The following is a 24,644-nucleotide window of genomic DNA, read 5'->3' as shown; positions in this document are numbered from 1 at the left end:
CCATGGAGGAGCAACATGCCGGTAGCAGCCAGGATCGGAATTGATCACAAGGCGTCGACGCAAGGGCGGCAGAGCTTCAAGGCGGTCTGCCGGATGTGCCACGGCGGTTGCGGAACGATCGTCCACATGGAAGACGGGCGCGTGACGGAAGTCGTGGGCGATCCGGATCACCCGATCAACAAAGGCAAGCTCTGTTCGAAGGCGGGGCAACCTTCGGTCGATCAGCTCTACCATCCCGATCGACTTGACTACCCGCTGATGCGCGTCGGCCCGCGCGGCAGCGGACAATGGCGCCGCGTCACCTGGGACGAGGCGCTCGATTTCGTTGCTGGCGAGATGCAGCGCATCAGGCACGAGACCGGGGCGGAATCGGTGGCGTTCGCCCGCGGCATGGGCCTGAACAACACCAACATCGTCAGCCGGCTCGCGAACCTGTTCGGCACCCCCAACGTGATCGCCATCAGCTACTTCTGCTACGCGGTTCGCGTCGCCGCCTGCCAGATCTCGGCGACCGGCAAGTTCAGCAACAAGACATGGGATGGCGCGGTCGTCCCGGATTTCTATTCGAACCCGAAATGCATCGTCGAATGGGGCTCGCAGAAGCGGACCAGCAACGATCACGGGCTGATCGGGCATATTCCGATGACCGATGCGCTGCGCGGCCGTCCCGGACACATCCTGGTCGATCCGCGCTGGCCGTCGTCGGCCGGCCCGGTCGACCAATGGCTCGCGATCCGTCCCGGCACGGATGCGGCGATGGCGCTCGGCTGGATCAATCTGATCATCGAGGAGGGCCTCTACGATCGCGAATTCGTGGAAAAATATTGCCATGGGTTCGAGGAGCTTCGTGCGCGGGCGAAGGAATATCCCCTGCACAAGGTCGCGGAGATCACCTGGTGCGATGCCGGCGCCATCGCACGCGCGGCGCGTACCTACGCGACGACTAAGCCGGCTTGCATCGTATTGGGCAACGGCACCGACCACGCCGGGCTCAACACCTTCCAGTCGGTGCGCGCGCTGTTCTGCCTGATGGCGATCACGGGAAACATCGACGTGCCCGGCGGCAACGTCTTCTATCCCGCGATCCCGCTCGACTATCCCGACATGAAGGACAAGCTCAGTCCGCAGCAGGCCGCCAAACGGATCGGCGGCAGTAGGTTCAAGGCGCTCGACCGGCATGGCTTTGCTCATCCCCCGACGGCGTTGCGTGCGATGGTTTCCGGTGAGCCGTATCCGGTGCGAGCGATGATCGTGACGGGCAGCAATATCGCGACCACCTATCCCAATACGCGCGCGGTGATCGACGCATTGAAAAGTCTCGACCTGCTGGTTGTGCAGGACATCTTCATGACGCCGACGGCGGAACTTGCCGACGTCGTGCTTCCGGCCGCCGGGAATCTGGAGCGGGACGAGCCGCGGTTGCACCTTCATCTCAAGGGGCCGCATGCGGCCTACATGGACAACGTGTCGACCAGGCTCGTCTCCATCGCCGAGCGCAAGTCGGACTGGGAGTTCATTGTTGCACTCGGACAGAAGCTCGGGTTCGAAGAATATTTCCCCTCGGTCGCCGACATCGCGGATGCGGCGCTGAAACCGACCGGCGTCACCTGGGAGCAGCTCAAGCAGCGCGAGTTCATCGAATTCCCGCTCGAGTACCGCAAGTACGAGAAAGCCGGGTTCGGCACCCCGACCGGAAAGTTCGAGCTCTATTCGACGATGATGCGTGAGTGGGGCTATGACCCTTTGCCGGGACACGTCGAGCCTCCGGAAAGTCCGGTGAGAAATCCCGAGAAATTCTCTGAGTTTCCGCTCCTGCTCATTACCGGCTCGAAGCAGCCGATGTACATGCATTCCCAGAACCGGCAGGTCGAATCGCTGCGGCGCCTCGCGCCGGAGCCGCTCCTGGAGATCCATCCTCGCACAGCGGCGTCCTTGTCGATCCGAGACGGCGATTTTGCCTGGATCGAGACGTCGCACGGCAAGCTGCGGATGCGTGCCCATCTGCACGATCGGATTCATGAGCGGGTGGTCGGCATCCCGCATGGCTGGTGGCGTCCAGAGGACCCGGATCCGATGCACGGCATATTCGAGACATGCTCGAACGTGCTGACGGATGACGATCCTGATCTTTGCGATCTGGCCTTCGGTTCCAGCCCTCTCAAGGGCCTGCTGTGCCGCGTCTACAGGGACGAGGGAGAACGTTCGGCGTTGGATCGCGCGGACGGGACCCTCAGCGCCGCGCACTGACATCGAGCGGGATTGCATGTATCTCGAGCTGCTGGTGCTATTCGCCGTCGCACTCTGTGCCGGCATCGTCGATGCCATCGCCGGGGGCGGTGGACTGATCACGCTGCCGGCGCTGCTTCTGACGGGAATGCCTCCGGCCCAGGCGCTCGCGACCAATAAGATACAGGCCCTGGCGAGCGTGGCTTCCTCGGCCTATCGGTATGTCAGGTCGGGCGAAGCGGACACCACAGGCCTTGCGGGCCGGCTCGTCGCAAGCGTCGCCGGCGCCTGCGCCGGCGCTTATTGTCTGCGGGTAGCGGATCCGTCGCTGGTATCGCGGGTCGCGCCGTTTCTGCTCATCGGCGTGGCGTGCTTTTTTCTTTTCTCGCGCAATCACGTGAGCGCAAAGCGGCCGCCCGTGCTCGGCGGCGCGGCCTTTGCGGCGCTCGCGGTTCTCCCGATCGGCTTCTACGACGGGTTCTTCGGGCCGGGCACCGGTTCGATGTACGCTGCCGCTTTCGTTCTCCTGCTTGGCCGCGACCTTCGCAGCGCGACCGCCGACACCAAGATCCTCAACACCGCAGGCAGTGTTGTCGCCGCGCTCATCTTTCTGCCGGGCGGCCTGATTGCGTGGCCGGCCGCCCTCGCCATGGCATTGGGCGGAATCATCGGCGCGCAGATCGGCGCTGGCCTTGCGCTACGATGGGGAGCTCCCCTGATCCGCCGCGTGTTGGTCACCATCTCGATTGTTCTGGCACTCAGGCTCCTGGTCCAGCAATACCCTGTCGTGGCGCTGTTCTGACCATCTTTCTGCTCGCCGGGTCATCAACCGGCGCCATCTTCTTCCACGACCCCTTCAGCTTGTTGCCGAAAATGCGCATCCGTGGCTTGTGATGCACGGAATAGCGCGATAATGGTCGATTTTGGGGGCAAGCGCGGAGGCCGGAATGGCGAAGACGCTGAGGCGGTCTAATTTGAGCGAAGACGCGTATGCCGTCGTTCGCGACATGCTGCTGCAGGGCGATGCCTACGGTCCCGGCGACAAGATCAATGTCGATGAACTGTGCGCGCAGCTCGGCATCAGCAGGACGCCGTTATGGGCCGCGATCTATCGGCTGGAAGCCGAAAGAATCCTGGAAGTCGTACCGCGGCGGGGAGTTTATCTCGTCAGCTACGACCCCGAACGGGTGCTCGACATCTATATGTCCCGCGAAGCCCTGGAGGGCATGGCTGCTCGGCTCGCTGCAACGAACGTGACCGACCTCCAACTGTCGCTGCTGCAACAGAGCATCGATCAGCAGCGCGCGGCGCTCGCCAACGGAGACAACGACGGCTACTACACAAGCGCCCTCGAATTCCATGAGGTGATCCTGCGCGCCACGCAAAACCGCACTCTGGAGCGCCTGCTGCGATCCGTTTTCTCGCAAATTCGGATCATGAGGAGCCAACGCGATTCCATTCCGACCCACCTTCCTCGCTCCTGCAACGATCACGAGAAGATCCTGAAAGCGCTGCGCAAGCGCGATCCCGATCTGGCCGAACGGGAGGCCAGAAATCACATTAAGGATCTTGCCGCGGTAATTCGTGCCGATGTCAAACGTGACGCTGGGGCTAAACCAAAGCAGATCGTAGCGTCGCGCCGGCGTCGCGTCTCTAGTTGACGCGTTGGTTGCACTCAAATCGACAGCTCTGCGCTGGATATAGACCGAGCGCCTTTTGCATGTTGGCCCAAGACTGCATGTCCGTCCCAGCCGATGCGGTGGCTGCGGAGATGCGAAAGATTCCGGTCGATTATTTCGGACATGCCGGCTCGATCCGTCCGAACGGGCGCGTACTTTATCCGATCACCTTGTACCAGGTGAAATCGCCCGAGGAGAGCAAGGCCGCTTGGGACTACTACAAGCCGGTCGGCGATGTGGATGCCGATCATGCGTTCAGGCCGATGAACGAAGGCGGCTGCTACCTGATCAAGTAGAGCCTGCTCGGGGCACGGAACCACAGCGCTGCTCAGTCGCGCGATCGACACACGGCGCGCGAAGCCAGAGCAGGCGGCGTTGCCATAGGCAACACCCATGAAAACGTTCTTTAGATGGAGCCGAAGCAGAGCGGTGATTGCGCCACTTAACAGGATCCCGATCGGTCACATCACTGGCTCGAAGGGGTGCCCGGTTAAGACCTTCGCGCGTGGCCTAACATATCTATCACGTCGCATGGTGCGCCTCCGATTGGGGAGTGAATTGAGCCGCTCATAGCGTGATCTGTTTGCCTGCCTTGATCACGGCCACGATATCGATTTTTGAGAAGATCGATCGCAAGGTTCGCTACTGCGATCGCTAAGGCCAGAGTGATCACGACGATCTTCAGATGCGTGGTGCGATTGACGTTATAAATCGAATGGTTCATCTGATGCATTCGTGTGGCCATGCTCGATTTTCGCTTTCCATTAATACAGAGGGCCGCGCGACGCCTCCTGTCGGCTCGTATGCGCGGCCCTGGTATTAGTGGTACGCACCGAAGTCGTATGCCGATCAAATTCCGCGAGAGGTTTGGTGCGCTGTGCGTGGGGCCGGCATGTCTAACCCGCTGCGCGCGTGTCCAATCCCAAACGCGTCGCGACTGGCTCCTCAGGCGCGTTAAAGACTGACGTCGTGAGCAGGACACCGGCAGCGAGGACCCAATAGTACCAGGCGTCCAACCCAACGAATTTGAAGGCAAACGGTGCGATGACAAACACCATCCCGACGGCGCGATCGACCCAAAGGTGCAGCCAGTAGGGGATGATGCGGACGAGACCGGTGGGATGGTCGGTCAGGGCAGCCAAGAGCAGCGCGGCGACACCGACAACAACCGAAAGCCACATTGCGACCGGTCCGCTCTGGCCGAGCTTCAGCACGAACGGCGCTGCGATCAGGACGATCGCGATGGGATAATCGATCAGGTAGGCGTGGATAGATTTGGTGATGAATCGGAACGACATGAGTGACTCCTACGTGTTTGGTTGCTCGAGCGGGTCCTTGCGACGCGGAGAGCCCAGCCACCCAAAGAGGACGATCATGCCGCTCTATGCTGGCAAGCACTCCGGACAACCGTCACAGGTCAACCCGGTTAGATGCACAGAAAGGCTATGCCGGCACGCCAACTATTGGAAATGCCCGGTTGTTATGGTTTCCATTCGAGTCGCCGGGCGCCATGGGAAGCGGGTCGTGTGGCGTCGACGCGGAGCCGCTCAGGCTCTGAAGCACCGGAACTAGGTCCTCCGCGCCTGTGCGCTGGTCGTAATCGAAGACGACGTCGCTCCGCGACTCCAGGAATGGCGCGCGGCGAAAGGTACGTGAGCGTCGACCGCCAGTCCAAGGGCGGAGTGAACTTCAGCCGCATGACACGACGGTGTCTGGATCGATGAGGTGTTAAGGACGGTATTCCCGTCTGCGCCGCTAGAAATGCCGGATCGTTATCGTTTTCATTCTACTCTGGCGCCCGCGTCTGGAGTTCGCAACGCCGTCTTGCGATCTTCGGACAGGCTATCCAGTGGAACCTGAACAAGGTAGCGCGCCATAAATGCCTACCACTCGCTCGTATTGACGTAGCTAAGTCTCGTCCGGGACATCGCGACGAGCTCGCCGTCCGGATCGAACGTGTGGATCGCATATTCCGGATTCAGGATCCTGCGCGGCGGCATATCTTCGTGGGTTATCTCTTCGGAGCACAGGCCGTTGGCTCGGACGTAAGTCCAGACCTCGTCCATCGTGGGACATTCGACGATGGAATCGCCTCCGATGCGAAAGAGGGCAAATTTCATGGCGGCACCTTTCCGATCTGGCGCTACGTTCATCTCAATGCGTCTGAAGGTTTATTTGACGGGCGTGGTCAGAGGGTTATCATTAGTGTCGAGGACGAAGACAGCGAGCAGCTTTGCCGGCTCGGTCTTGCTCGCGTTGCGGCTGATCGAATGGATCGCACCCGGCGTTTCGGACCAGCTCTCACCCGCCCGATAGATGCGCATCTCGCCGTCATTCACCTTCGACTCGATCGCGCCCGAAATCACATAGGCGTAGATGAAAGCCGACTTCGCGTGGGTGTGGGGCGCGGAGGCCACGCCGGGCGCGTAATCGACTTCCACGGCGATCAGTGACTTGCCAGGGATGTTGGGAATGGCCGCCTCGAAGTTCTTCGTGACGGTTTGCGCTTCGCTATCATGGGCGTATGTAGAGCCGGCCATCGAGTAGGCACGGGCGGCGCAGGTGGCGGCGATGATGGTTCGGATATTCATAGGCTTTCTCCTTCTGCCTTTAGGCTGGTCTTCGTCCTTCATTGTTTCCTCCCGGCGTTGCCGGCCTTCTGATGACGGACACCGAACGGTCGGTCTCGCGGGATGAAGTCGACGTGGGGCCCCGGCTCGATAATGAACACCGCGAGCGTGCTGAGAACGCACGCGACCGCGGCGACAGCCATCGCCATGTGGAATCCTGCGAACAGCTGAGGACCACCCTGTTGCAGGACGCCGCCGAGCAAGGCGATGGCGAAGAGCGACCCGGCGCGCGAGACCGCGCTGTTGACGCCAGACGCGGTTCCGGCGCGATTGGACTCAACGGAGGTGAGGACGAGGGTCGTCAACGGCGCGATCGCCAGGCTCATGCCCAGCGCCAGCAACAGGATGCTGGGGAAGATGTCCGCCCAATAGGTCGCGTTCGGACCGACACGGAGTGCCATGGTGCATCCCAAGGTGACGACGGTGCCGCCGGCGAACAATGGCAAGCGCCGGCCGAACCGGCGGCAGAGCATGCCTGCGAGCGGCGAAACGACCGTATTGAGCCGTGCATCCATGGTCTCCCGCAGAATTCGAGCCGCACAGCTCCAAATCTCCGACCGGGTAGTTTCACCAAGTGGCGGTGATCGTCGACGCCAGGCTGAAGGTTGGCTCCATCGCTGAGAGCTGCCGTGGCGCACATATGTCAGGCGGGCTGTCGAACCGCCGTCCCAAGACTATTGTCGATCAGGTACCGCCAGCATCCATCCGCGCCGCGGCGCACGATATCGCTTGCCGAGCCTCCAAGGTGCACGTGCTTGCCGTCGGGACCTGTGCCATCAATTGACCAATCCAGCACAATCTGGGCGATATCGTCGCCGACGAATACGTGGCGCGCCTTGGCCTCCAGCGGCAGGCCGAGGCTGAGATCGCGCTCGAGTTCAGCGGCGATCTCGGTGTGATCAGTGATGGTTCGCCCGTCTTTCGCGATGAACACGGCTTCCGGAGCATACAAGCCCATCATCGCGCTGACCTTGCCGGAGTTAAATCGCTCAACCAGCGACGCGACAATGCCTTCGGGTTCAGTAGGGAGTGAATAGGACTCGGACATCAGGGTCTCATGTTCGTGTTGGTCGAACTGCGATTCGGCGACGATACGCATGCTGTTGCAGTTATTAATCGCAACGCCGGACGAACTTTTCCAATAGCCGATGCGCATAGTTTTCATGGCGACGGGGAATGGCGCGGTGCGAGTCCTCAATCCATTTGTAAATCAAGGCGAGTTACTGCGTCACGCCGCGCTGCGAGTGGCAATAGCGATCGTCTATCGACTCTATGGTGAGGAGTGATTTCGCTGGACTCGTGCCGCGCACCGTGCCCGCCTACTCACGAGTAGTCACCGCCGCTTTGCTGAGTGAGGTTGCCGAGGTAGGCACGCTTCCCGATCTTCGCTCCGAGGTGCCGGAGGATCGCGTGCGCAATCGAGATGTGGAAGAAGAAGTCGGGCAGCACCAGGTGCCGGATGTAGTCTTCGCCGCCGAACCACCCGCGCACGATAGGCGGCGTCAGCTCATATGTGTGGGACTGGGCGCCGGAAATCTCGTCCGGCTGCACGTTTTGCAGGAAACCGCGAGTCTCAAGGAGCCGCCCCTTCAACGCCGGATACATCATCGGGGTGTTACTGGGTGATGGCGGATCGTGCTGCATCAACTTCGCCATGTGCGCCTCGACCTTGTTGCAGCCTACGGAGAACTGTTCTCCGAAAGTGAGCATGTCGGGCGCGAGCCGCTCGCCAAGAATCCTCCCAGGCTCAAACGCCTTGGTCCGTTCGAGTGCTTGGGCGTGGTCGAGATAGTCGTCCATTACGTTCAGTCCATGCACCATGACAGGGACTGTGATGTCATAGACCGCGAAGGACACGCTGACCTCCATGCGCTCGTTTGTAGTCTGAACGTCGGTCGGACCCGACAGGTCGATAATCGAAACGAATAGTCACAATAATTCCTTCTATCTCACGCCTTGCCACATCAGCTTGCAGGACAGTGGCCTCCGCGAAACAGCAGCAAGAGGAGAGCGCTGCGCATGCGGCCGCCTAGTGACGCAGAACGGGATATCCGTTCACATAAATCCAATCGGTGGCCTTGGCGGGCATGTGGCATCCCTGGCAATCGGAATGGTAGTCGGTCGAGGTGGTCTTGAGCGGCCTGTCCGCGTCGAACCACGACCATCCCCACCCGTCGCCCCACAACGGGTTGCCGGGGTGCGTTCCCTTGCTGTCTCTCACCATGACGAACCAGCCCTTGAGCTTGTCGGCGTGGCTCACTGTGCCGGTGGTCATCTCGTTCGTCGATGTCGCGAAGACCTCTTTCACCAGAACGGCGCCGTCCGGGAAGTGCCCCGTCTTCCGATAGGCGTCGATCGCCCCCGGGGATGCGTAGACGGCGTGCATTTCCTTCGAGCCTTCGCCGCTATCGGCTGCAATCGCCCAACTCCCGAGCGCTTGGTAGAGGGCTCGGTAGTCTGCCGGCACGCGCAGGTGCCCGGCGGCGTCCACCACGTTTGCGGTCGGGTCGGCCGGAGCCGCTCCGCTGACCTGCGCGAGCGCCGCCACGGTGCCGGCGACCAGCGAGACGGCGACAGCCAGGCCGACGGTCCTCGATAATTTCATGGGGTCTCCTTTGCTGCTCGCGCGGAACGGCGCAATGGCTTCAATCCCTGTCGAGGCGGCCGCGTGTTCGGACAGCCCAATCGACCTCAGGATCGGATGAAGCGGACGAAATTAGAAATTCCCTTTGGACATGCATTCGATAGTCACGGGGTATCGTCGTCCAAAAGCGCTGTACGCCTCGGCGGCCCGTCCGTCTTCGATCAGCCGTCGAGGAGTGCGCCATACAGAACGGCGTATGCGACCGCGATAATCACGTTCGCAAATCACGAAGCCAATGCGCCGACCCTGACGCCGGTCATTCCCGCGATGATCGCGGCCGCGACAATGGCGCTCATCGCGACGCAGACACCCCAAAGGCGATCAGCATTACGTTGATCGACACCGTGTGCGATCAGCACCACTCTCAGCCCTGAGGCAAGGTGGCTCAGGACGAAGAAGGCGCCGAGCGCGTAGTGAGGCAGCAGACGGATATTCCATGCGTCGCGAATGAGCCCAGTCGGGGCTCCGGTCGCGAAATTCCAATCCGTCGGTATGCCGAGGAAACTTCGCGCGTAGACGAAGACGGAATTCATGTGGCCGAGAATGTACGCTGACAGATAAGCTCCCGAAGCGACCTGATAGGTCCGCTGAAAGTCATGCGCTGCGGCGCTCCAGCGCCATGCCAGAAAGAGGCCGGTGCCGATCTGGAAAAGCATGGTCGCCACCAAGAGCGGTTCACCTAAGGCAGACCGGTAAACCACGCGTCCGATCTTCATAACGGCCGCGTGTGCATCGGGCCCTATTAAGCCGAACAGATGATTGATGAGATGAAACACCACAAATAAGCTCAGGACCGCGGCCGTTACCCCGTGGACAACCCGCCAACCCCCGACCGCAGGGACAGCCGCAGCGACCGGATCTCGGGCAGACTGCGACCAGATCGCGATTGCGAGCCAAATCGCGCACCAGACGACCTCGTCGGGAATAGGGCTTTTGATCATGGTCTGGACAACGCCGAGCAAGACATAGAGCGTTGGCGACACCACGCTGGCATAGGCTAGGCGTCTTGAACCGGGATTGGACGTGGGACGACAAGCCAGAGCGATCCCAAGAAACGGAACGCCGAACGCAACGAACAGGATGAAGGTCGCTTCGGCGATGGCGAGCGGTGGCCGCCTTACGGCCTGCGTGCCGACGATGGCATGAAAAGCATTGAGCAGAAATGGATAACAAATCGCCGCCGCTGCGGGAACCAAAGCCAAATCAAAGCGCTTCTCAAGAAACGTTCTGCGATTCTCGTGGCGAGTGAATGCTTCCATCATAAACCTATAAGCCACAACAATGAAACCGGTGTACGAGACGACTTCCAAGACAGGTTTGAGCAACGGGCGAGGGTACCTTCAGCCGAAGCTTCCGCAGAGGCTGGTCATCTTCTGAGTGATCTTCGAGTGCGTTGGCGCGCAAAATGACCAATTTGTCCAAAAGGCGCTAGATCGTGAAAATGTATTTGAGTTATTCATGCGGATCATGAACGACCCGCAGTGCCCTGCGCGCTGCTTGCCGTTCTCGTGCACCATGTACGAGCTTCTCTCGGGGCTCACGGCCGAAACTCGCGGCACCAGTTGTGCAAACTGCGACGGCAATGATTGCCGATACGGCGACTGAACGCGGCTTAGACTTCTCTGCAGAATTATTAACGTCGGTTTCGAGGTGCGATGTGGCTCGTGGCATTCCTCGCTACGGCATCACGCCGCGCGCAAGCGGCAATAACAATCGTCTATCGACTCTATGGCGAGGGGCGATTTTCCCTTGCCGGCGTTGGAAGGTCACTCTCCAAACCATCGCTTGTACCGAAACTTTCGACATGCGATAGCTTCACGCGGTGAGAACTGTCGCGACTGACTGTCGGACGATTTTGTCCTCCAGGCTGGGTGCTTGACGCGGATATCCGGGGCTTCTTCGGTGCCATGGCCCACTCATGGATTATCCGTTTCCTCGAGCACCGTATCGCCCTCGGCTGTCGTCGGGTCGATCATCGCGCGCACGCGCGCGATGCTGTCAGCCGGAAAGCCGCCCAGTTGTGCATGCGCGCGCACCGCCGCTTCGTCTCGCGCGATATAGACGCAATAGATTTTGTCGTCGGTGACGAAACTCTGAAGCCACTGGATCTCCGGCCCCATGTGCTGCAGGACACCACAGGCCTTCTGTGAGATCGCTTGCAGCTCCTGCTTTGGCCACTTGCCGGCACCGGCGAACTCACGCTCGATCACGAACTTTGGCATCATCGTCTCCTCTTGCTCGTGAGGGCGCACGTTTGCGCCACTCGTGCCCCAAGCGCACTATAGTCCCATTGACACTGACGCGCATCTCAATTGGCCGCGAAGATCCGGAAGCTTTGCTTGGTTCGCGTGCCCGGAAAGGAACAAGCGGCCACTACGTTACAGGCAATTTTGATACGAAAGGCAGGCCTGTGCGCGGCAAGCCGGCGTCTGGAGGTTGAGCCCCGTGATGCTGCCTCCGGGGTGAGCGAGGCTCGTGGCGAATCCTTGTTGCACCGAGTCCTCCATCGTCGAAATGACAATGGGAATTGTCTTGGTCGTTCTTGGCGGCCAAGCCCGCTGGACTGTTCCCGGCCACGATGACATCCACGTTCAAACCCGCGACTTCGGCCGCGTACCGGGGGAACTGTTCCGTTGAGCCACGGCCCCATCGCCACTCAATGGCAATGTTGTGACCTTCGACGCGGCCCAGATCGGCAAGCCCTCGTATGAATGCATGTGTGTATTGCGACCAGGAGGCGAGGCCCTCGTGAGAAAGGCAATTCTCGGCGCCTTGTGTGGCTGCTGCGCGAGGCTGCTGAGCGGCCACCCCGCCGCGTGATGCAATCGCGCCGGGTCATGATCAACCTCAGACACCGGGAGTGAGTATCTTAACGGAGAAATCCAGGACTCGAAATGGACTCTTGGGTGCGCGCCTTGATAGCCTGCTGGTAACGGACCATGTCGCCTTCGGGTCAATTTCGACCGTTGCTGCGGGTTCCGTGAGCCGCTCGATGTCTGCTTTCGCACAAAAGGGACCCACTGATTGCGCGGCACCGAAATGACGGGCCAGAAACAGACAATCGATTGATCATTGCAGTGAGGACGGGGTAAGGCCCCATGGGCTCCGGACCGTCACCCGTGCGCGCTGCGAGGCGCACGCTCGTGGTGATCGCGCTCTCGCAGATGCTGTCGGCCTTGGTGATGCAGGACCGCGTCGCCGCGCCGCCGACATGCACGGTGCAGGCACAGCGTCTAGCCGCAGCCGAACTTGGTCCCGGTCATGCCGAGCACGTCGCGTAGCACCCACAGCAGCGGGTGTCGCCGTCGACATCGACCTCATAGGGTGTGCCGTCGATCTTTAACGTGAAAGCCAGGCGCCTCTCGGTGGCTGAGACTGATATAGGACGCCGCCAGCCGACTTGGACTGCAGCGCCGGCTGGGTGCATCGATAGGCGCGTGTCGCTCACGGACGAACGCGGATGACCGTCTGTCCCTTGCGTCGCTCGGTCGGGTTCAAGGCGGCGACGGCGTTGTCGAGGGTCGAGACGTCGCCGATGTTCGTCTGCAGTCTTCCGTCGCGTACCCGCTGGACGATCTCACTCAGTTGGGCGCGATCGGACTCGACAACGAAGTCGACCGCCAAGCCGTCGGCGGGCCGCGCCTCGGCCGGCCCGACGACGCTCACCAGTGTTCCTCCAGCTCGAATCAGGCCTGCTGACCGCTTCTGGATGTCACGGCCGATGACGTCGAATACCAGATCGACTTCGCCGACATCTTCCAGGGCGTCGTTGTCAAGATCGACGAACTCCTTCGCGCCGAAGTCGAGCGCCTTCTGACGGTCGGCGGCGCGCCCGGTGCCGATAACGTAGGCGCCGGCCTCTCGTGCGAGTTGCGTCACCATCGCCCCGACTGCGCCGGCTGCGCCGTGCGCGAGGACGCTCTGCCCCGCCTGAAGGCGGCCGTGCTGGAACAGCCCTTGCCATGCGGTCAGGCCCGAGATCGGCAGGCTCGCGCCCACCGTGAAGTCGACGTCGCCCGGCAGCGGCGCGAGGTTGCGTGCCTCCATGGCCACATACTGCGCCAGGGTGCCGTCGCGATACCAGTCCGCGAGGCCGAAAACCCGCTGTCCCACCGACAGCCCCGTCGTGCCATAGCCGAGGGCAGTGACCACTCCGGCCAGTTCGTGCCCAGGGATCGACGGTGTTCGGTCACGGTCGCGGCGATCGGTCCAGGTCGAGGGCCACGCCAGCTCAGTCGGGACGAATCTCGACGCGTGAACCTGAACGATGACGTCGTTTATCGCCGCCTGCGGCTCGGGCCGCTGCACCAGCGCCATCCCGGCCGTTCCCGCAGCCTGGTCCGTCACAACGATTGCCTTCATGACAATTTTCTCCTCGGTCTTTTGCCTCTTTGCTGGATATGTTCCAGCGGTAAGAAACCCGTTCGACATCTAATGCCAAGGGCCATGGGATGGTTTCCCAGGTTGCCCTCGACGGGGCTGGTAGGACGCAGCCGGCCGATCCGGACAGCGCCGGCCGCGTGCATCGATGGGCGCGTATCCCTACGGACGAACGCGGATGATCGTCTTCCCCGTGATCCGCTTGGCCTTGATCCGCTCGGTCGGATTGAAGGCGGCGACGGCATCGTCGAGAGTCGAAACTTTGCCAATATTCGTCCGCAGCCGTCCGTCACGCACCCGCCGGATGATCTCACTCAGTTGGGCGCGATCGGATACGACAACGAAGTCGATCGTCAGGCCGTCGCCGGGCCGTGCTTCGGTCGGCCCGGCGATCGTCACCAGCGTTCCTCCGGCCCGGATCACGGCTGCGGACCGCTTCGCGATGTCGCCGCCGAAGACATCGAACACCAGATCGACTCCGCCGACGTCTTCCAGGGCGTCGTTCTCAAGGTCGACGAACTCCTGCGCGCCGAAGTCGAGCACCTTCGGACGGTGGGCTGCGCGCCCGGTACCGATGACGTAGGCGCCGGCCTCACGTGCGAGCTGGGTTACCATCGAACCGACTGCGCCGGCCGCGCCGTGCGCGAGGACGCTCTGCCCCGCGTGAAGGTGGCCGTGCTCGAACAGTCCCTGCCACGCGGTCAGGCCCGGCATCGCCACGCTCGCACCCACCGTGAAGTCCACGTCGCCCGGCAGCGGCGCGAGGTTGCGGGCCTCAACGGCCACATACTCCCCCAGGGTGCCGCCGCGATACGAGTCCGTAAGGCCGAACACCCGCTGTCCCACCAACAGCCCCGTCGTGCCATAGCCGAGGGCGGTGACCACTCCAGCCAGCTCTTGCCCGGGAATCACCGGCGTCCGGTCACGACCGAGACGATCGGTCCAGGTCGAGGGCCATGATAGCTCATCCCGGGTGAATCCCGACGCATGAACCTGAACGACGACGTCGTTTATCGCTGCCTGCGGCTCGGGCCGTTCCTCCAGCTTCATCCCGGCCGTTCCCGCAGCCTGGTCCGTTACCACGATCGCCTTCATCATCTACCTCCCGATGTGTGGGATGTCGTCGTTTCTCAGAGTTCATTTGCAGATGAGCGAAAATAGATCGGCGAAAATCGATGGTCCAATGACCTTCGGCTATGGAATCGATGCCACCGACTCCGCGTGCAAAAATCAACGGTGCGGAACAAACATCTGCTTTTCAGGCCAAAGGGCCGGCCGTCATAATGATGATCGACCGCTCGTCACCCTTGGCTTGGAAAAACTTTCCACGAAGGGAGCCTCTCTTTGATTTCGCCATTCGATCCTCGGAAGATGCAAATGGTTTTGCATGCTCGGCCGCGGAGATAATCGTGGAATCCTGAAGTGGTGCTAAACGATCTTCGCCTTGCTGGTACATCCGAAAAGCCCAGACGCGTTCCCGAGAATCGTACCCGGGTGCATCTGGGCTTTGACGTCACGCCCGCATCACACGACGCCTCCAAGCACTCTCGGAGAAAGTCGATGCGACCGGATAGAGTTCAGATCGAGCCAGTCCGTGTAATCGCGGGAAAGTCCTTCTCGGGATCGAACACGTTATTGAAGAAATTCGTCAGGGAGTACATCGCCACCAGCGCGACGATCTCCATGACGTTCGCGTCCGTGTAGCCCGCATCGCGAACGGCTTTCAGATCGGCGTCACTGACCTTGCCGCGGGTCTCGATGACTTTGCGCGCAAACTGGACGGCGGCGTCCCGCTTCGGGTCGCTGGCATGGCCCTTCCGAGCAAGAATGATTTCATCGGCCGGCAGCTTGGCCATATGCTCGGCCGTAAAGCTGTGAACCGTCAGGCAATAGTCGCAGCCATTCACTTCGGAGACAGCGAGGCCGATGCTGTCACGCGTCTTCACGTCGAGAGCCTTGCTCAAAGAACCGAGCAGGGCGGCCCACGCGTTGAACGCGATCGGGCTCTGCGCGAAGGTCGCCAGCATATTTGGGGTGAACCCGATGTTCTTGGTGAACGCATCGAGAGTAGGTTTGCTATCGGCCGGCACTTGTTCCGGCTTTAGAGCTGCACTTCTTGGCATCGTAGTCTTCCGCAAGTTACGGGCTTTACTAATACTCATACGAGATCCAGCACATCGGCGATCGGACGGCGCGGCTTCTGCGCCCAGTTTCCCGGACGCTCCGGCCCCACGGACAACAGCATGACTGGCACTTCGTCCTCGGCCAGTCCGAACTCGCGATGCACCGCTTCGGCATCGAAACCGATCATCGGCGTCGAACCCAGGCCCAGCGAGCGGGCCGCATAGATCATCGCCGCCGCGCCGAACGTGCCGGTGCGTACTGCCTCGTCGCGCTGACGCTGCGGGTAATCCATGTACAGATCGCGTGCAGGGATTTCCCATTCCGGCACCATCTTTGCTGGCATGATGCCCGCTTCCACCAGCGGTGCCAGACGCTCGGGGACTACGCTGGAATCGGCCAACTGGCCGCAGACGACGAAGGTAACGGCTGCTTCGGTGATCGCGGGCTGATCCCAAGCAATCGGACGCAACCGAGCCTTGGCTTCAGGCGTGCGTACGGCGATGAAGCGCCAGTTCTGTAAGTGGAAGGACGTCGGTGCGGTGGTGCCGATTCGCACCAGCTCGCGGATTTGGTCGTCGCTCAAGGTGGCAGCAGGGTCGAAGTACTTGGTGGCGCTGCGGCTCAGGATGCAATCGATGACGTCGTTGGTCATGGTGATTCCGTCGGACACGGGGACTCCTATGGGTGAAGGGATGGGTTGAGATACGAGAGTGCTTTCGCGTGGTTCTTAGTAGACGACTGCGAGCGCGCGGTCGGCGCGTTTGCTCACGCTGTCACTCCACGGGACGCTTTGATCGGGACATCACGCCAGCCTCACAGGCGTGCGTTATTTCTGGTGATGCTTGCGTGCAATCGGCGTAGGCGTAGGTCCCGCGGACGTTCGGCGCGTAAGCATACGCGCTGGCTCCGGCATCGAGAGACGGATCGCGAAGACAATCACCGCCGCGTCCCGACGCCGTAGCCTGGCACTGCGCCAAGGTGTCCAAGCTGCAGCTCAGAGCGCCGTATTCCGTGATGTCACGGCGGCAATACTCGTGTGGGCCCGCCGTGGTCGGTGCTGTACTGCCAAAAAATGCTGCGCAGGCGATCGCCGCGGCGCCAGAAGTCAAAAGCGTTTTCATGTTCTCTCTCCAGGATTTGTTCGCGGCCTCGAGGGGTCGCGTGAAACTCGGCCATCCCGTCCCGCTTTCGGACTTGCAGATAGGCGCCGGGTGATCGACCGTCCAATCACCTCCGGCTATCGAAACGATGCCATGCGGATCGGTCGCCTCGACACCGGAGGTCGTTGTGGCCGCGGGCTTGACGCGTCATGCTGCCCGCGCAACCGCCGCGACTACGACGACATCCCCGCCGGCGCCTGAGAGAAGCTTGAGTTTGTGTGGCTCGAACGCGTCGACGACGAATCGCTGCCGCGTTGGAGGGTGGAGTAACTCCGCTTGCGCTGAGAGTAGGCGTTGCGACGCAGACCGAGCAGTCCGCGGTGGTCACGCGGCACGCGCGGTGACAGCACGACCTGCCCGTCCGACACCCGCGCGTCGTGATCGGTCCGTCACGAAACCGGCTGTGCGATCGAGGCCCGGGACCTTCTGTTGACGCGCGTCGGCATGCGTTCGCGTGAATTCAAAGAGTTTCGCCGGTCTTTGAGACACTCAGCCGGATTATTCATGTTGCGGCTGAATTTATCTAATTCGGCTGCAACCACTACTCGGTCAGCCGCAACTGAGTAGTTGTTCAGCGTATTCAGTTGAAGGCAACGACGACCAACCCGTCAAAATCCCAGATCAGGTTGGAGTGCGGAAAAGGGCCCTTCACCCAGCTGCGCAGGCTGCCTGCGTGAGATGGCATCGTCCCGGAGACGAGCCCTGCATAGACAGCAGCAACTAATTGGAGAACAGCCTATGGAGCTTCATCAAGTTCGCTACTTCCTCGCGGTCGCGTCCACACTCAACTTCACCCGCGCAGCCGAGCAGTGCAATGTCACGCAGCCCGCCCTGACCAAGGGGGTGCAGAAGCTCGAGCAGGAGCTCGGCGGCGAGTTGATCTACCGCGAGCGCCAGCTGACGCAGCTCACCGACCTTGGCAAGGAAGTCCTTCCGATGCTGGAGCGCACGCTGGCCTCGGCAGAGACGGTGCGTCGCAGAGCCCGGGAGTTCCGACGCAAGGAGGTCGCGCCACTGAAGATCGGCCTCGCCCCCTCCATCTCGGCGTCGCTCATCCTCGATCCGATCGCGGAGATCGCAAAGTGCGTCCCTGGACTTCGCGTCGAGCTGCGCGAGGGCGCAGCGGAGAAGCTCGTCGAGCTCTTGCTTGAGGGGGAGATCAACGCCGCAGTGGTTGGGAAGGACGTGCAGGACATGCCCGCCCGTATCGACGACTGGTCGCTGTTCGAGGAGCGCTACGTCGCGGTTCTCGCGTCGACACACCAGCTCGCAAACCGTCCCTCGATCGGCATCGACGACCTCCGCGAGACCGTCTTGCTGGAGCGCACCGGATGCGACGTCGCGCTGAAGATACAGAGGTCGTGTTTTCCCGAGGAACCGCTCCAGCTCGGCCACTGCAGCGGTCACGACTTGCACCTGCAGCACATGGCCGCGGCTGGCTTCGGCGTGATACTCGCGCCCGAGCACATGCCGCGCCTCCCGACGCTCAAGACCATTCCGCTCGAAGGCGATCCGATTTCGCGGAAGGTGCGGCTGCTGACTGTGCAGGGGCGCCGCTACTCGCCGGCGCTCGACGCTTTCGTCAAGGTCGCGCGGCTTCGTGACTGGTCGGTCGAAGCCCCCCACCGGGGAATGTCGGACGCAACGCTCCCGGACGTGGCTAGCGCGCCCGCGGGTTAGTGCGCGGCGAGGTGGGCGAGGACCGGGATCAGTTCGGACGGGTCGCCGCGCCGCGTGTAGTCGACGCTGATGTCGGCGTACTCGATCATCCCGCCGGGCGCCACGACGTACCGGGCCGGCATGGTCAACGTCCAGCTCGGATCGCCGTTGAAGGTCGCGAGATTCATGCCGCAGCCCTCCTCGACGGCACGCAGTTCGTCGGAGACCTTCCAGCGCAGGCCGAAAGCGTGCGCGACCTTGCCTCCCGCGTCGACCAGGCTCGCGAACGAAAGCGCGTTGCGTCTTTGCATCTCCAGGCTGTTGTCAGGCGTCTGCTGCGAGACGCCGACCAGCGAAGCGCCGAGGCTGCGTATGTCGTGCGAGGCGGCCTCGATCGCGCGGAGGTCGATGTTGCAGTAGGGGCACCATCTGCCCCTGTAGAACACGAGGACGATTGGGCCCCGGTGCAACGCCTCGCGCGACGAGAACGCCCTGCCGTAGCCGTCACGCAGCTGGAAAGCGGGGGCTTGCTCCCCGGCGTGCATGGCCCGCTCGGCCAATCCAGATGCGGCAAGCCCTTCCACCGCACGTTGTCGAACCAGCGTCACTTTCGGCGGGGTCTTGGCGAGACACTCGGCTTTCAGGGCGTCCAGTTTGTCTTGGAGTAACATTTTCGTCTCGTCGCGCGGCCTGGTGTGCCCTTGGCATAATCGCTTATCCAGTGCGGCTTCGGTAGTCTTGCCGCGCGAGTTTGAGTTATTCTTGTCATGCATGAATGATCGCCCGCGAGTGAGGCGCTAAGCGGCCGCGCGGCAATCACGCCGCGTCGATCACCTGACGGATCTTGTATCGGCGGGCAAAGTGACGCTGCTCTTCGGCGCGCACGACATCGAGCACAACAACGCCGTGGCGCTCGTGCACTACCTCGCGGCAAACTAGTCGGGGTAGATGTTCGGGATCGGAAGTTCGCTCACGTCGTCGTCATAGCTTGCCGTCCGCCCGACGTTGACGTTGTCGTTGGTGCGGATGTCGGCGCTGAGGCCGAGCGTCCGCCCGACGGGACACATGTTCGCGGCCTGCAAGAGTTGGGCGCGCTCGTCGTCGACAAGGTTTCCTTCGAGCGTGATGGAGCGCTCGAAGGAGTCGCGGCCGCCATCCCCGCCATGGCGGTACGATACAGCTACCTCGACGTGGGAAAGCGGGATTTTCCGCCTTCGCGCATGCAGCCGTATCGTCATCGCCGTGCAGGCGGCGAACGAAGCGCTCAGCAACTCGTAGGGGTTCGCCCCGGCCGCGGTGCCGCCCCTGCCGTCGGGGCCACCGATCGAGAACACTGATGTGCCGGCACGGCCGTTGAGCGTGCCAGCGCCGTCAAGGTCGCCGGCCACCACAGCCTGTGGGCGGGGAGCGCCATCGTCGTTCGAATTCGTCATCGTGCTTTCCTTTCATTTTGACGGGCCGGCCGTCAGAGCGGGTCGCGGCAGTCGATCAGTTTACGCGGCATCCTCGCGGGAGCTTCCCGCGCGCATCGGCAGTCTCACGCTCTCTGACGGCGATGAGCGCGTTAGCGCAGCAGGCCGGCCTTCCCGGTGGAGCGGTGTCAGGCGTGGAGCGTATCGCCGCCCTTGGCGTCTGCGTAGTACTGAGGCGCCTCGCGACGGTCGTATTTCCCGTAGTCGCGTACGATCCGTACTCTCCGGACTCTTGCCTTGTCATTCGGCGCGGAAGCGTCCTCGTAGGCCTGCGCTGCAGCGGCATCCTTCCAGGATATGATCAGAATCAGGTCGCCGGGCGTAAATACGGCGTCGAAGATGTCCCAGGACGTGCTGTCGGCGGCCCACGGGTTCAGGCCGAGCCACTCGGCGCAATCGTAAGGGTTGTAGGTCTGCTTCCACTCCGCGGGGCGCGTAGCGTTGATCAGCGTGACCGTTGTTCCCTCCCCGACTTCGGTCTCGTCGAGCCTTTGCTTCGTGAGGGCGTACCCCGTTGGCACCTGACTGTCGGCAGTGATCTGGCCGACGCGCAGGTGGTAGTCTGCGAGGATTTCGTCGCGGCCCTTCTGCTGGACCTCGTGATGGCGCCTGTGGGTACGCCAGCGGACGAGCGACTTCTCGTCCCGCCAGTTCGAAAGCGAAAGGATCCAGCGCTCGCGGGTCAGGCTCCTGTAGCGAATGTTGTCGACGAAGCCCTCGACCTGTTCCAGCTCGGTGCGCAGCATCTTGGCGTTGTCGAAGTAGTCATCCCAGTTCCCTCTATTGGGGAGGACCTCGAAAATCACTGAAAACATGTTCGTATCCCGTTCCTAGAGTGCGGCGACGCAGTCGATCTCGATGTCGAGGTGCCTCGGCCAGGCGTGCCCCCTTCGCGGCAGAAGACCTTCAAGCCGTCGACGCCGATCGTCCTGGACAGCATCTGCAGAGCTCCCGTTTAGCTGTTGTGCGCCGGACGAGCACGGTACCGTCGAAGCATGGAATCCCGCGCGGCGAATGGGAAATGACGTCACGCCATGAAGTCGATAGCCGCGCGTTATGACGGCACGGCGCGGCCGATCTTGTCGGCCCCCGCGTACGCTCTTCGGCGAGAGCGGGATTCTTGCAGACGACAAGGCGCGTTGGCGCAGCTCATCACTGCCGCAGCGAAGCGCGGTTGGTCCGAAGCTGGGAGGCCGTTAGGCGCACCTGGCCGGCGCGTGGAATCAATCATCTGGCGCGGTCGCGAGCGGCCGCCGCCCGGGCCCGCGCGGGCGCACGGTCACGAACGCCGCGCGCCGCGGACCCCGCCGCTAGGGGAACGTCAGGCCGAAAGCGGCCGGATCGGGCTGCTCGCCTTTCCGTGGGACCAAGAAGCGCTCCAGCCCACCCGGCACGAAGCTGAGCAGCAGGGTCGCCTGGTCGCCGACCACCTCGATCGTATGCGGCACACCGCGGGGGAGAGCCGCGTAGGCGCCCGGCCCCACCTCGACACGGGCATCGCCGACCCGCGCGATTAGCTTCCCCTGTACCACGTAGAGCAGCTCGTCCTCGCGCGAGTGGGTATGCAGCGGCGGCTCCTCCCCGGCCCGCACCGTCCACATGACAGCGCCATATTCGCCTCCGGACTGGCTGCTCTCCACTTTCATCTCGACGCTCGAGCCTCCGCTCGAGGTGACCGTCTCGCCGCCGTGGGGCGGCGTGAGAACCGGCTGCTGGACTGACATTTGTAGCCTCCTGATTGTTGGACCTTTGTTCGACTTCGCAGTGGCGGCGAAAGGTTGCCGCTCACAACGTACCGTGAAGCATGGAATTCCGCGCGGCGAATGGGAAATGACGTCACGCCATGAAGTCGATAGCCGCGCGTTATGACGGCCGTCCGCCTTCCGCATCGGACTCGCGTGCACCCGACGTCGATTGCTCCAGCAGCTCGGTGAGCGTCCTGACGGCCTCCGTTAGCTTCAGGACTTCGCGCTCGCGCAGTTGGTCGATCTTCTCATGCAGCAACTCTATCTCGAGCTCCGCCTTCACGTTGATCCGGTAGTCGTTCTCCGCGGCCTTGCGATCGATGTCCTGCTGCCGGTTCTGGCTCATCATAATGACCGGCGCAGCGTAGGCCGCCTGGAACGAAAGCGCGAGATTGAGAAGAATGAACGGGTAGGGGTCCCACCCTCTCATCGCGCCGATCAGGTTGGCGGTTATCCAGACGAACAGGATCGCGCTCTGGACGATGATGAAGCTCCACGATCCCATGACGGTGGCAACCGCGTCCGCTATCCGTTGCCCCAGCGTTAGGCGCGCGACCGCCGGGGGCTGATCCATGCCCTGAAGCCGAAGCGAGCGGCGCGCTCGCCGTAGGTCGGCGAGCAGGTCGTGCTCGGCCTGTTCCATGTCGTCCTGGTCTTCCACCTTCTCTTCCACGCTGCCGGCACCCGTTCCGCTCGATTGCGCGGCCGACGCGGCCAGCGCCCCTACCGCATTCTGATCGTGTCGTTCAGCCGTGGAGTTTCGCCGCGGTCTCCGCGATGGCCCGCTTCTGGTACCGGGCGCCGGCAAGCTCGTTCTCGCTCGGCTGCAGCTGCGCGTCGAGCCCGGCGATCGTCGTCGCACCGTAAGGTACGTCGCCGGTGATCTCGTTAACTTGCATCTGGCCGGCGAGCCCGTAGTTCAGTCCGACCACCGTCATGCCGAAGTGGAGCAGGTTGGTGATGATGGTGAACAGTGTCGTCTCCTGGCTGTGCTGCGTCGCCGACGACGCGAAGGCGCCGCCGAGCACGGAGCTCCCTGAGAAGGAAGTCGGCAAATGCCCGTGCGGCCGGCTTTATCGTCTTTCCGCTGACGAAGAGCGCATTCACTTCCATCGAGCCGAAATCCCAGTCAGGCAGCACCCGCACGAGCTTGCCGGCCTCGAGCTCTGCCCGCGCGCTGTTTTCGCTCGACGCGGCGATCCCCAACCCGGCGACGGCGCTTGCCGTGGCTCCTTCGTTGATGGTGATCGCGAGCTGGCTGTCAACGCGCACGGAGGCGACGCGGCCGTCCTTGCGGAACGAAAAAGTCGGCGAGGGATGCGCCGGACCGATGATCACCGAGTGCTGCGCGAGCTCCGACGGCACCGTGGGCGTGCCGCGCTCCCGTAGGTAGTCAGGGGACGCCATGAGTATCCTCGGCAGGTGGATGATTTTGCGCGCCATCGCGCTCGAGTCGGGCAGGGCGCCGAACCGGAATGCCACGTCGATGCCCTCGGTCACGAGGTCTTGGTAGCGGTCGTTCGCCACGAGCTCGATCTTCAGCGCCGGGTGCTGGTTCATAAACGCGGGAAGTCGCGGGATGATTTCCCTGAGCACGAAACTTGACGACGTGCCGACGCGGAGCGAGCCGCGCAACTCGCCCGTTCCGCGCGCCTCGTGATCGGCCTCGTCGAGCGCCGCCAGGATCGCCTCTATGCGCATCAGGTACGTCGCGCCGGCCTCGGTCAGCGTCACCGCTCGCGTGGTGCGGCTGAAGAGCGTCGCGCCGACCTCCTCCTCAAGCGCGGCGATCAGCCGGGATGCAGACGGTTGCGACAGGCCGAGCTCGCGGCCAGCGCTGGAGAAGTTGCCGACGCGCGCGGCGCGGGAAAACAGTCTGAGTGCTGAGAGTCGATCGTTCATCGCTCGGCGTGCTCGTGGCGGGCTACACGGAGGCTCCCGGTTCCGGATGCGCCAAGCGTCCGATAACTGCGCATTGTAACCTCGCGTGCCCGGGGAAAGCCGGTTTTCCCAGAAGAGCCTTTGTGAGGCGCATTTAGACGGTTTGGGGCGCTACGGTCGATTGCGCGGCAGGTACTGTAGGGTTCTCTTGTGGCTGCCTGTACTAAGCGATCGCTTAGAAGCGAGTGCGTGATCCTCGTGCCCAGAATCCGTTAGCCGGATGGGCCCTTAAGGGGATGGGATCAGCGGCGCAGCAAATGCGGTAGACGCAATTTGCTCGTATCGCACGAAAACGCTGAGACATGCCTTTCCGGCTCAGGGGTTCTGCGGCTGCTGTGGTCTTATATTGAGAAGGTCCGCCATCCGGCTGAGCTCGGGAACCGAACGTGCCTTCATCTTCCGCATCAGGTTCACGCGATGCACCTTCACCGTGGATTCGGAGATGCCGATATCGTTGGCAATCTGTTTGTTCAGGCGACCGGCCACGACACCAAGCATGACTTCACGCTCGCGGGAGCTGAGCATGTCGAAACGCTCCTTGAGCGCGGCCAACGCGCTATCACTCTCTCGACGGGCACGATCGCGAGCGAGGCCGGCCTGGATGGCGTCAAGCAGATCCTGATCACGGAATGGCTTTGTAAGGAACTCTATCGCGCCGCCCTTCATCGCTTGCACGGTCATCGGCACGTCGGCGTGCGCTGTGATGAAGATGATCGGCACTTGCCTGTTTGCGGCGACAAGGTCGCGCTGAAGCTCAAGACCGCTTCGCCCCGGCATTCTCACGTCGAGCACCAGGCAAGTGGGACCGTCCGGCGGATCGGCCTTGAGAAAATCGGGAACAGACGAAAATTGTCGGGCAGGTAAGCCGACTGTCCGTAACAGCCGCGCGACCGAGTCGCGAAACTCGGGATCGTCATCGATAACCGTGACACTGGGATTTGCCTCACCCATTCTCGGTATCCTGCGTGGGGAAGCGCATTTTTC

General features: G+C 62.3%; 26 protein-coding genes and 3 pseudogenes. 6 read left to right on the top strand and 23 right to left on the bottom strand.

The annotated features are described in order from the left end of the window. The first annotated feature begins 15 nt into the window (after nucleotides 1-15). The 4 genes from QOU61_RS29400 to QOU61_RS29385 all read left to right on the top strand — a co-directional run bounded on the left by QOU61_RS29400 (nucleotide 16) and on the right by QOU61_RS29385 (nucleotide 4,201). Nucleotides 16-2,247 (top strand): molybdopterin-containing oxidoreductase family protein, encoded by a 2,232-nt coding sequence (locus tag QOU61_RS29400; RefSeq protein WP_289654706.1) that lies wholly within the window; start codon nucleotides 16-18, stop codon nucleotides 2,245-2,247. A gap of 16 nt (nucleotides 2,248-2,263) precedes the next feature. After that, nucleotides 2,264-3,028, top strand: a complete 765-nt coding sequence (locus QOU61_RS29395; RefSeq protein WP_289654705.1) for a TSUP family transporter — start codon at nucleotides 2,264-2,266, stop codon at nucleotides 3,026-3,028. Between the two features lie 145 nt (nucleotides 3,029-3,173). Further along, complete coding sequence (locus QOU61_RS29390; protein ID WP_289654704.1) at nucleotides 3,174-3,887, top strand: GntR family transcriptional regulator; 714 nt, start codon at nucleotides 3,174-3,176, stop codon at nucleotides 3,885-3,887. 77 nt (nucleotides 3,888-3,964) lie between these two features. Next, nucleotides 3,965-4,201, top strand: coding sequence for a hypothetical protein (locus tag QOU61_RS29385; RefSeq protein ID WP_289654703.1), 237 nt, complete (start codon nucleotides 3,965-3,967; stop codon nucleotides 4,199-4,201). Between the two features lie 600 nt (nucleotides 4,202-4,801). Here QOU61_RS29385 and QOU61_RS29380 read toward each other — a convergent pair. The 15 genes and pseudogenes from QOU61_RS29380 to QOU61_RS37290 form a co-directional block, all read right to left on the bottom strand. Next, nucleotides 4,802-5,203, bottom strand: a complete 402-nt coding sequence (locus QOU61_RS29380) for an SPW repeat domain-containing protein (RefSeq protein ID WP_289654702.1) — start codon at nucleotides 5,201-5,203, stop codon at nucleotides 4,802-4,804. A gap of 585 nt (nucleotides 5,204-5,788) precedes the next feature. Continuing rightward, nucleotides 5,789-6,025 carry a hypothetical protein gene (locus QOU61_RS29375; protein ID WP_289654701.1) on the bottom strand — a complete coding sequence of 79 codons (237 nt, stop codon included), beginning with the start codon at nucleotides 6,023-6,025 and terminating at the stop codon, nucleotides 5,789-5,791. A 51-nt stretch (nucleotides 6,026-6,076) separates the two neighbouring features. Beyond that, nucleotides 6,077-6,496: a cupin domain-containing protein gene (locus tag QOU61_RS29370; protein WP_289661834.1), complete on the bottom strand. Its 420-nt coding sequence runs from the start codon at nucleotides 6,494-6,496 to the stop codon at nucleotides 6,077-6,079. 38 nt (nucleotides 6,497-6,534) lie between these two features. Then, the gene (locus tag QOU61_RS29365) at nucleotides 6,535-7,050 is read right to left on the bottom strand and encodes an MFS transporter (protein WP_289654700.1); all 516 of its coding nucleotides are present in this window, start codon (nucleotides 7,048-7,050) and stop codon (nucleotides 6,535-6,537) included. Between the two features lie 128 nt (nucleotides 7,051-7,178). Next, entirely contained in the window at nucleotides 7,179-7,691 is a 513-nt protein-coding gene (locus tag QOU61_RS29360) for a YybH family protein (protein ID WP_289654699.1), read from the bottom strand. A 167-nt stretch (nucleotides 7,692-7,858) separates the two neighbouring features. Beyond that, on the bottom strand, nucleotides 7,859-8,392 hold the full coding sequence (locus QOU61_RS29355) for a DUF1993 domain-containing protein (RefSeq protein ID WP_289654698.1): 534 nt from the start codon (nucleotides 8,390-8,392) through the stop codon (nucleotides 7,859-7,861). Nucleotides 8,393-8,564: 172 nt separating this feature from the next. After that, the gene (locus QOU61_RS29350; RefSeq protein ID WP_289654697.1) at nucleotides 8,565-9,140 is read right to left on the bottom strand and encodes a cytochrome P460 family protein; all 576 of its coding nucleotides are present in this window, start codon (nucleotides 9,138-9,140) and stop codon (nucleotides 8,565-8,567) included. Between the two features lie 263 nt (nucleotides 9,141-9,403). Continuing rightward, entirely contained in the window at nucleotides 9,404-10,504 is a 1,101-nt protein-coding gene (locus QOU61_RS29345) for a hypothetical protein (protein ID WP_289654696.1), read from the bottom strand. 591 nt (nucleotides 10,505-11,095) lie between these two features. Beyond that, complete coding sequence (locus tag QOU61_RS37295; protein ID WP_354142482.1) at nucleotides 11,096-11,401, bottom strand: DUF4242 domain-containing protein; 306 nt, start codon at nucleotides 11,399-11,401, stop codon at nucleotides 11,096-11,098. A gap of 920 nt (nucleotides 11,402-12,321) precedes the next feature. Then, nucleotides 12,322-12,534 (bottom strand): annotated as a pseudogene (locus QOU61_RS29330) ((2Fe-2S)-binding protein); the annotation flags it as partial. A gap of 89 nt (nucleotides 12,535-12,623) precedes the next feature. Further along, entirely contained in the window at nucleotides 12,624-13,541 is a 918-nt protein-coding gene (locus QOU61_RS29325) for an NADP-dependent oxidoreductase (RefSeq protein ID WP_289654695.1), read from the bottom strand. Nucleotides 13,542-13,721: 180 nt separating this feature from the next. After that, nucleotides 13,722-14,654 (bottom strand): NADP-dependent oxidoreductase, encoded by a 933-nt coding sequence (locus tag QOU61_RS29320; RefSeq protein WP_289654694.1) that lies wholly within the window; start codon nucleotides 14,652-14,654, stop codon nucleotides 13,722-13,724. 482 nt (nucleotides 14,655-15,136) lie between these two features. Continuing rightward, nucleotides 15,137-15,682, bottom strand: a complete 546-nt coding sequence (locus QOU61_RS29315) for a carboxymuconolactone decarboxylase family protein (RefSeq protein WP_289654693.1) — start codon at nucleotides 15,680-15,682, stop codon at nucleotides 15,137-15,139. A gap of 35 nt (nucleotides 15,683-15,717) precedes the next feature. After that, a complete protein-coding gene (locus QOU61_RS29310; RefSeq protein WP_289654692.1) occupies nucleotides 15,718-16,335 on the bottom strand; it encodes a nitroreductase family protein in 618 nt (205 codons plus the stop codon). A 121-nt stretch (nucleotides 16,336-16,456) separates the two neighbouring features. Beyond that, complete coding sequence (locus QOU61_RS37290) at nucleotides 16,457-16,804, bottom strand: DUF3551 domain-containing protein (protein ID WP_354142481.1); 348 nt, start codon at nucleotides 16,802-16,804, stop codon at nucleotides 16,457-16,459. A gap of 777 nt (nucleotides 16,805-17,581) precedes the next feature. On the opposite strand from QOU61_RS37290, the gene QOU61_RS29305 reads away from it, so the two are divergent. Continuing rightward, nucleotides 17,582-18,523, top strand: a complete 942-nt coding sequence (locus QOU61_RS29305; RefSeq protein WP_289654691.1) for a LysR family transcriptional regulator — start codon at nucleotides 17,582-17,584, stop codon at nucleotides 18,521-18,523. Here QOU61_RS29305 and QOU61_RS29300 read toward each other — a convergent pair. After that, nucleotides 18,520-19,275: a peroxiredoxin-like family protein gene (locus QOU61_RS29300; protein ID WP_289654690.1), complete on the bottom strand. Its 756-nt coding sequence runs from the start codon at nucleotides 19,273-19,275 to the stop codon at nucleotides 18,520-18,522. The genes QOU61_RS29305 and QOU61_RS29300 overlap by 4 nt on opposite strands. Before the next feature lie 88 nt (nucleotides 19,276-19,363). Here QOU61_RS29300 and QOU61_RS29295 point away from each other — a divergent pair, with 88 nt between their 5' ends. After that, a complete protein-coding gene (locus tag QOU61_RS29295) occupies nucleotides 19,364-19,441 on the top strand; it encodes a hypothetical protein (RefSeq protein WP_502876985.1) in 78 nt (25 codons plus the stop codon). On the opposite strand, the gene QOU61_RS29290 is transcribed toward QOU61_RS29295, so the two are convergent. From QOU61_RS29290 to QOU61_RS29260, 7 genes and pseudogenes are all read right to left on the bottom strand, one after another. Beyond that, nucleotides 19,438-19,935 (bottom strand): OsmC family protein, encoded by a 498-nt coding sequence (locus QOU61_RS29290; RefSeq protein WP_289654689.1) that lies wholly within the window; start codon nucleotides 19,933-19,935, stop codon nucleotides 19,438-19,440. The two genes, QOU61_RS29295 and QOU61_RS29290, sit on opposite strands and share 4 nt — an antisense overlap. A 167-nt stretch (nucleotides 19,936-20,102) precedes the next feature. Beyond that, nucleotides 20,103-20,789, bottom strand: coding sequence for an antibiotic biosynthesis monooxygenase family protein (locus QOU61_RS29285; RefSeq protein ID WP_289654688.1), 687 nt, complete (start codon nucleotides 20,787-20,789; stop codon nucleotides 20,103-20,105). Nucleotides 20,790-21,284: 495 nt separating this feature from the next. After that, entirely contained in the window at nucleotides 21,285-21,698 is a 414-nt protein-coding gene (locus tag QOU61_RS29280; protein ID WP_289654687.1) for a cupin domain-containing protein, read from the bottom strand. A 139-nt stretch (nucleotides 21,699-21,837) separates the two neighbouring features. Further along, on the bottom strand, nucleotides 21,838-22,392 hold the full coding sequence (locus QOU61_RS29275) for a DUF1003 domain-containing protein (RefSeq protein WP_289654686.1): 555 nt from the start codon (nucleotides 22,390-22,392) through the stop codon (nucleotides 21,838-21,840). A 73-nt stretch (nucleotides 22,393-22,465) separates the two neighbouring features. Next, nucleotides 22,466-22,744, bottom strand: a pseudogene (locus QOU61_RS29270) (NADPH-dependent FMN reductase family protein); the annotation flags it as partial. Nucleotides 22,745-22,808: 64 nt separating this feature from the next. Next, nucleotides 22,809-23,621, bottom strand: a pseudogene (locus QOU61_RS29265) (LysR family transcriptional regulator); the annotation flags it as partial. A 354-nt stretch (nucleotides 23,622-23,975) separates the two neighbouring features. Beyond that, nucleotides 23,976-24,611 carry a response regulator transcription factor gene (locus tag QOU61_RS29260; RefSeq protein WP_289654685.1) on the bottom strand — a complete coding sequence of 212 codons (636 nt, stop codon included), beginning with the start codon at nucleotides 24,609-24,611 and terminating at the stop codon, nucleotides 23,976-23,978. Between the last annotated feature and the right edge of the window lie 33 nt (nucleotides 24,612-24,644).

It is taken from the genome of Bradyrhizobium sp. NP1, from assembly GCF_030378205.1.
Taxonomy (GTDB): domain Bacteria; phylum Pseudomonadota; class Alphaproteobacteria; order Rhizobiales; family Xanthobacteraceae; genus Bradyrhizobium.
Note: the sequence above shows the minus strand (reverse complement) of the source record. Positions and strands in the feature narration are given on the sequence as shown.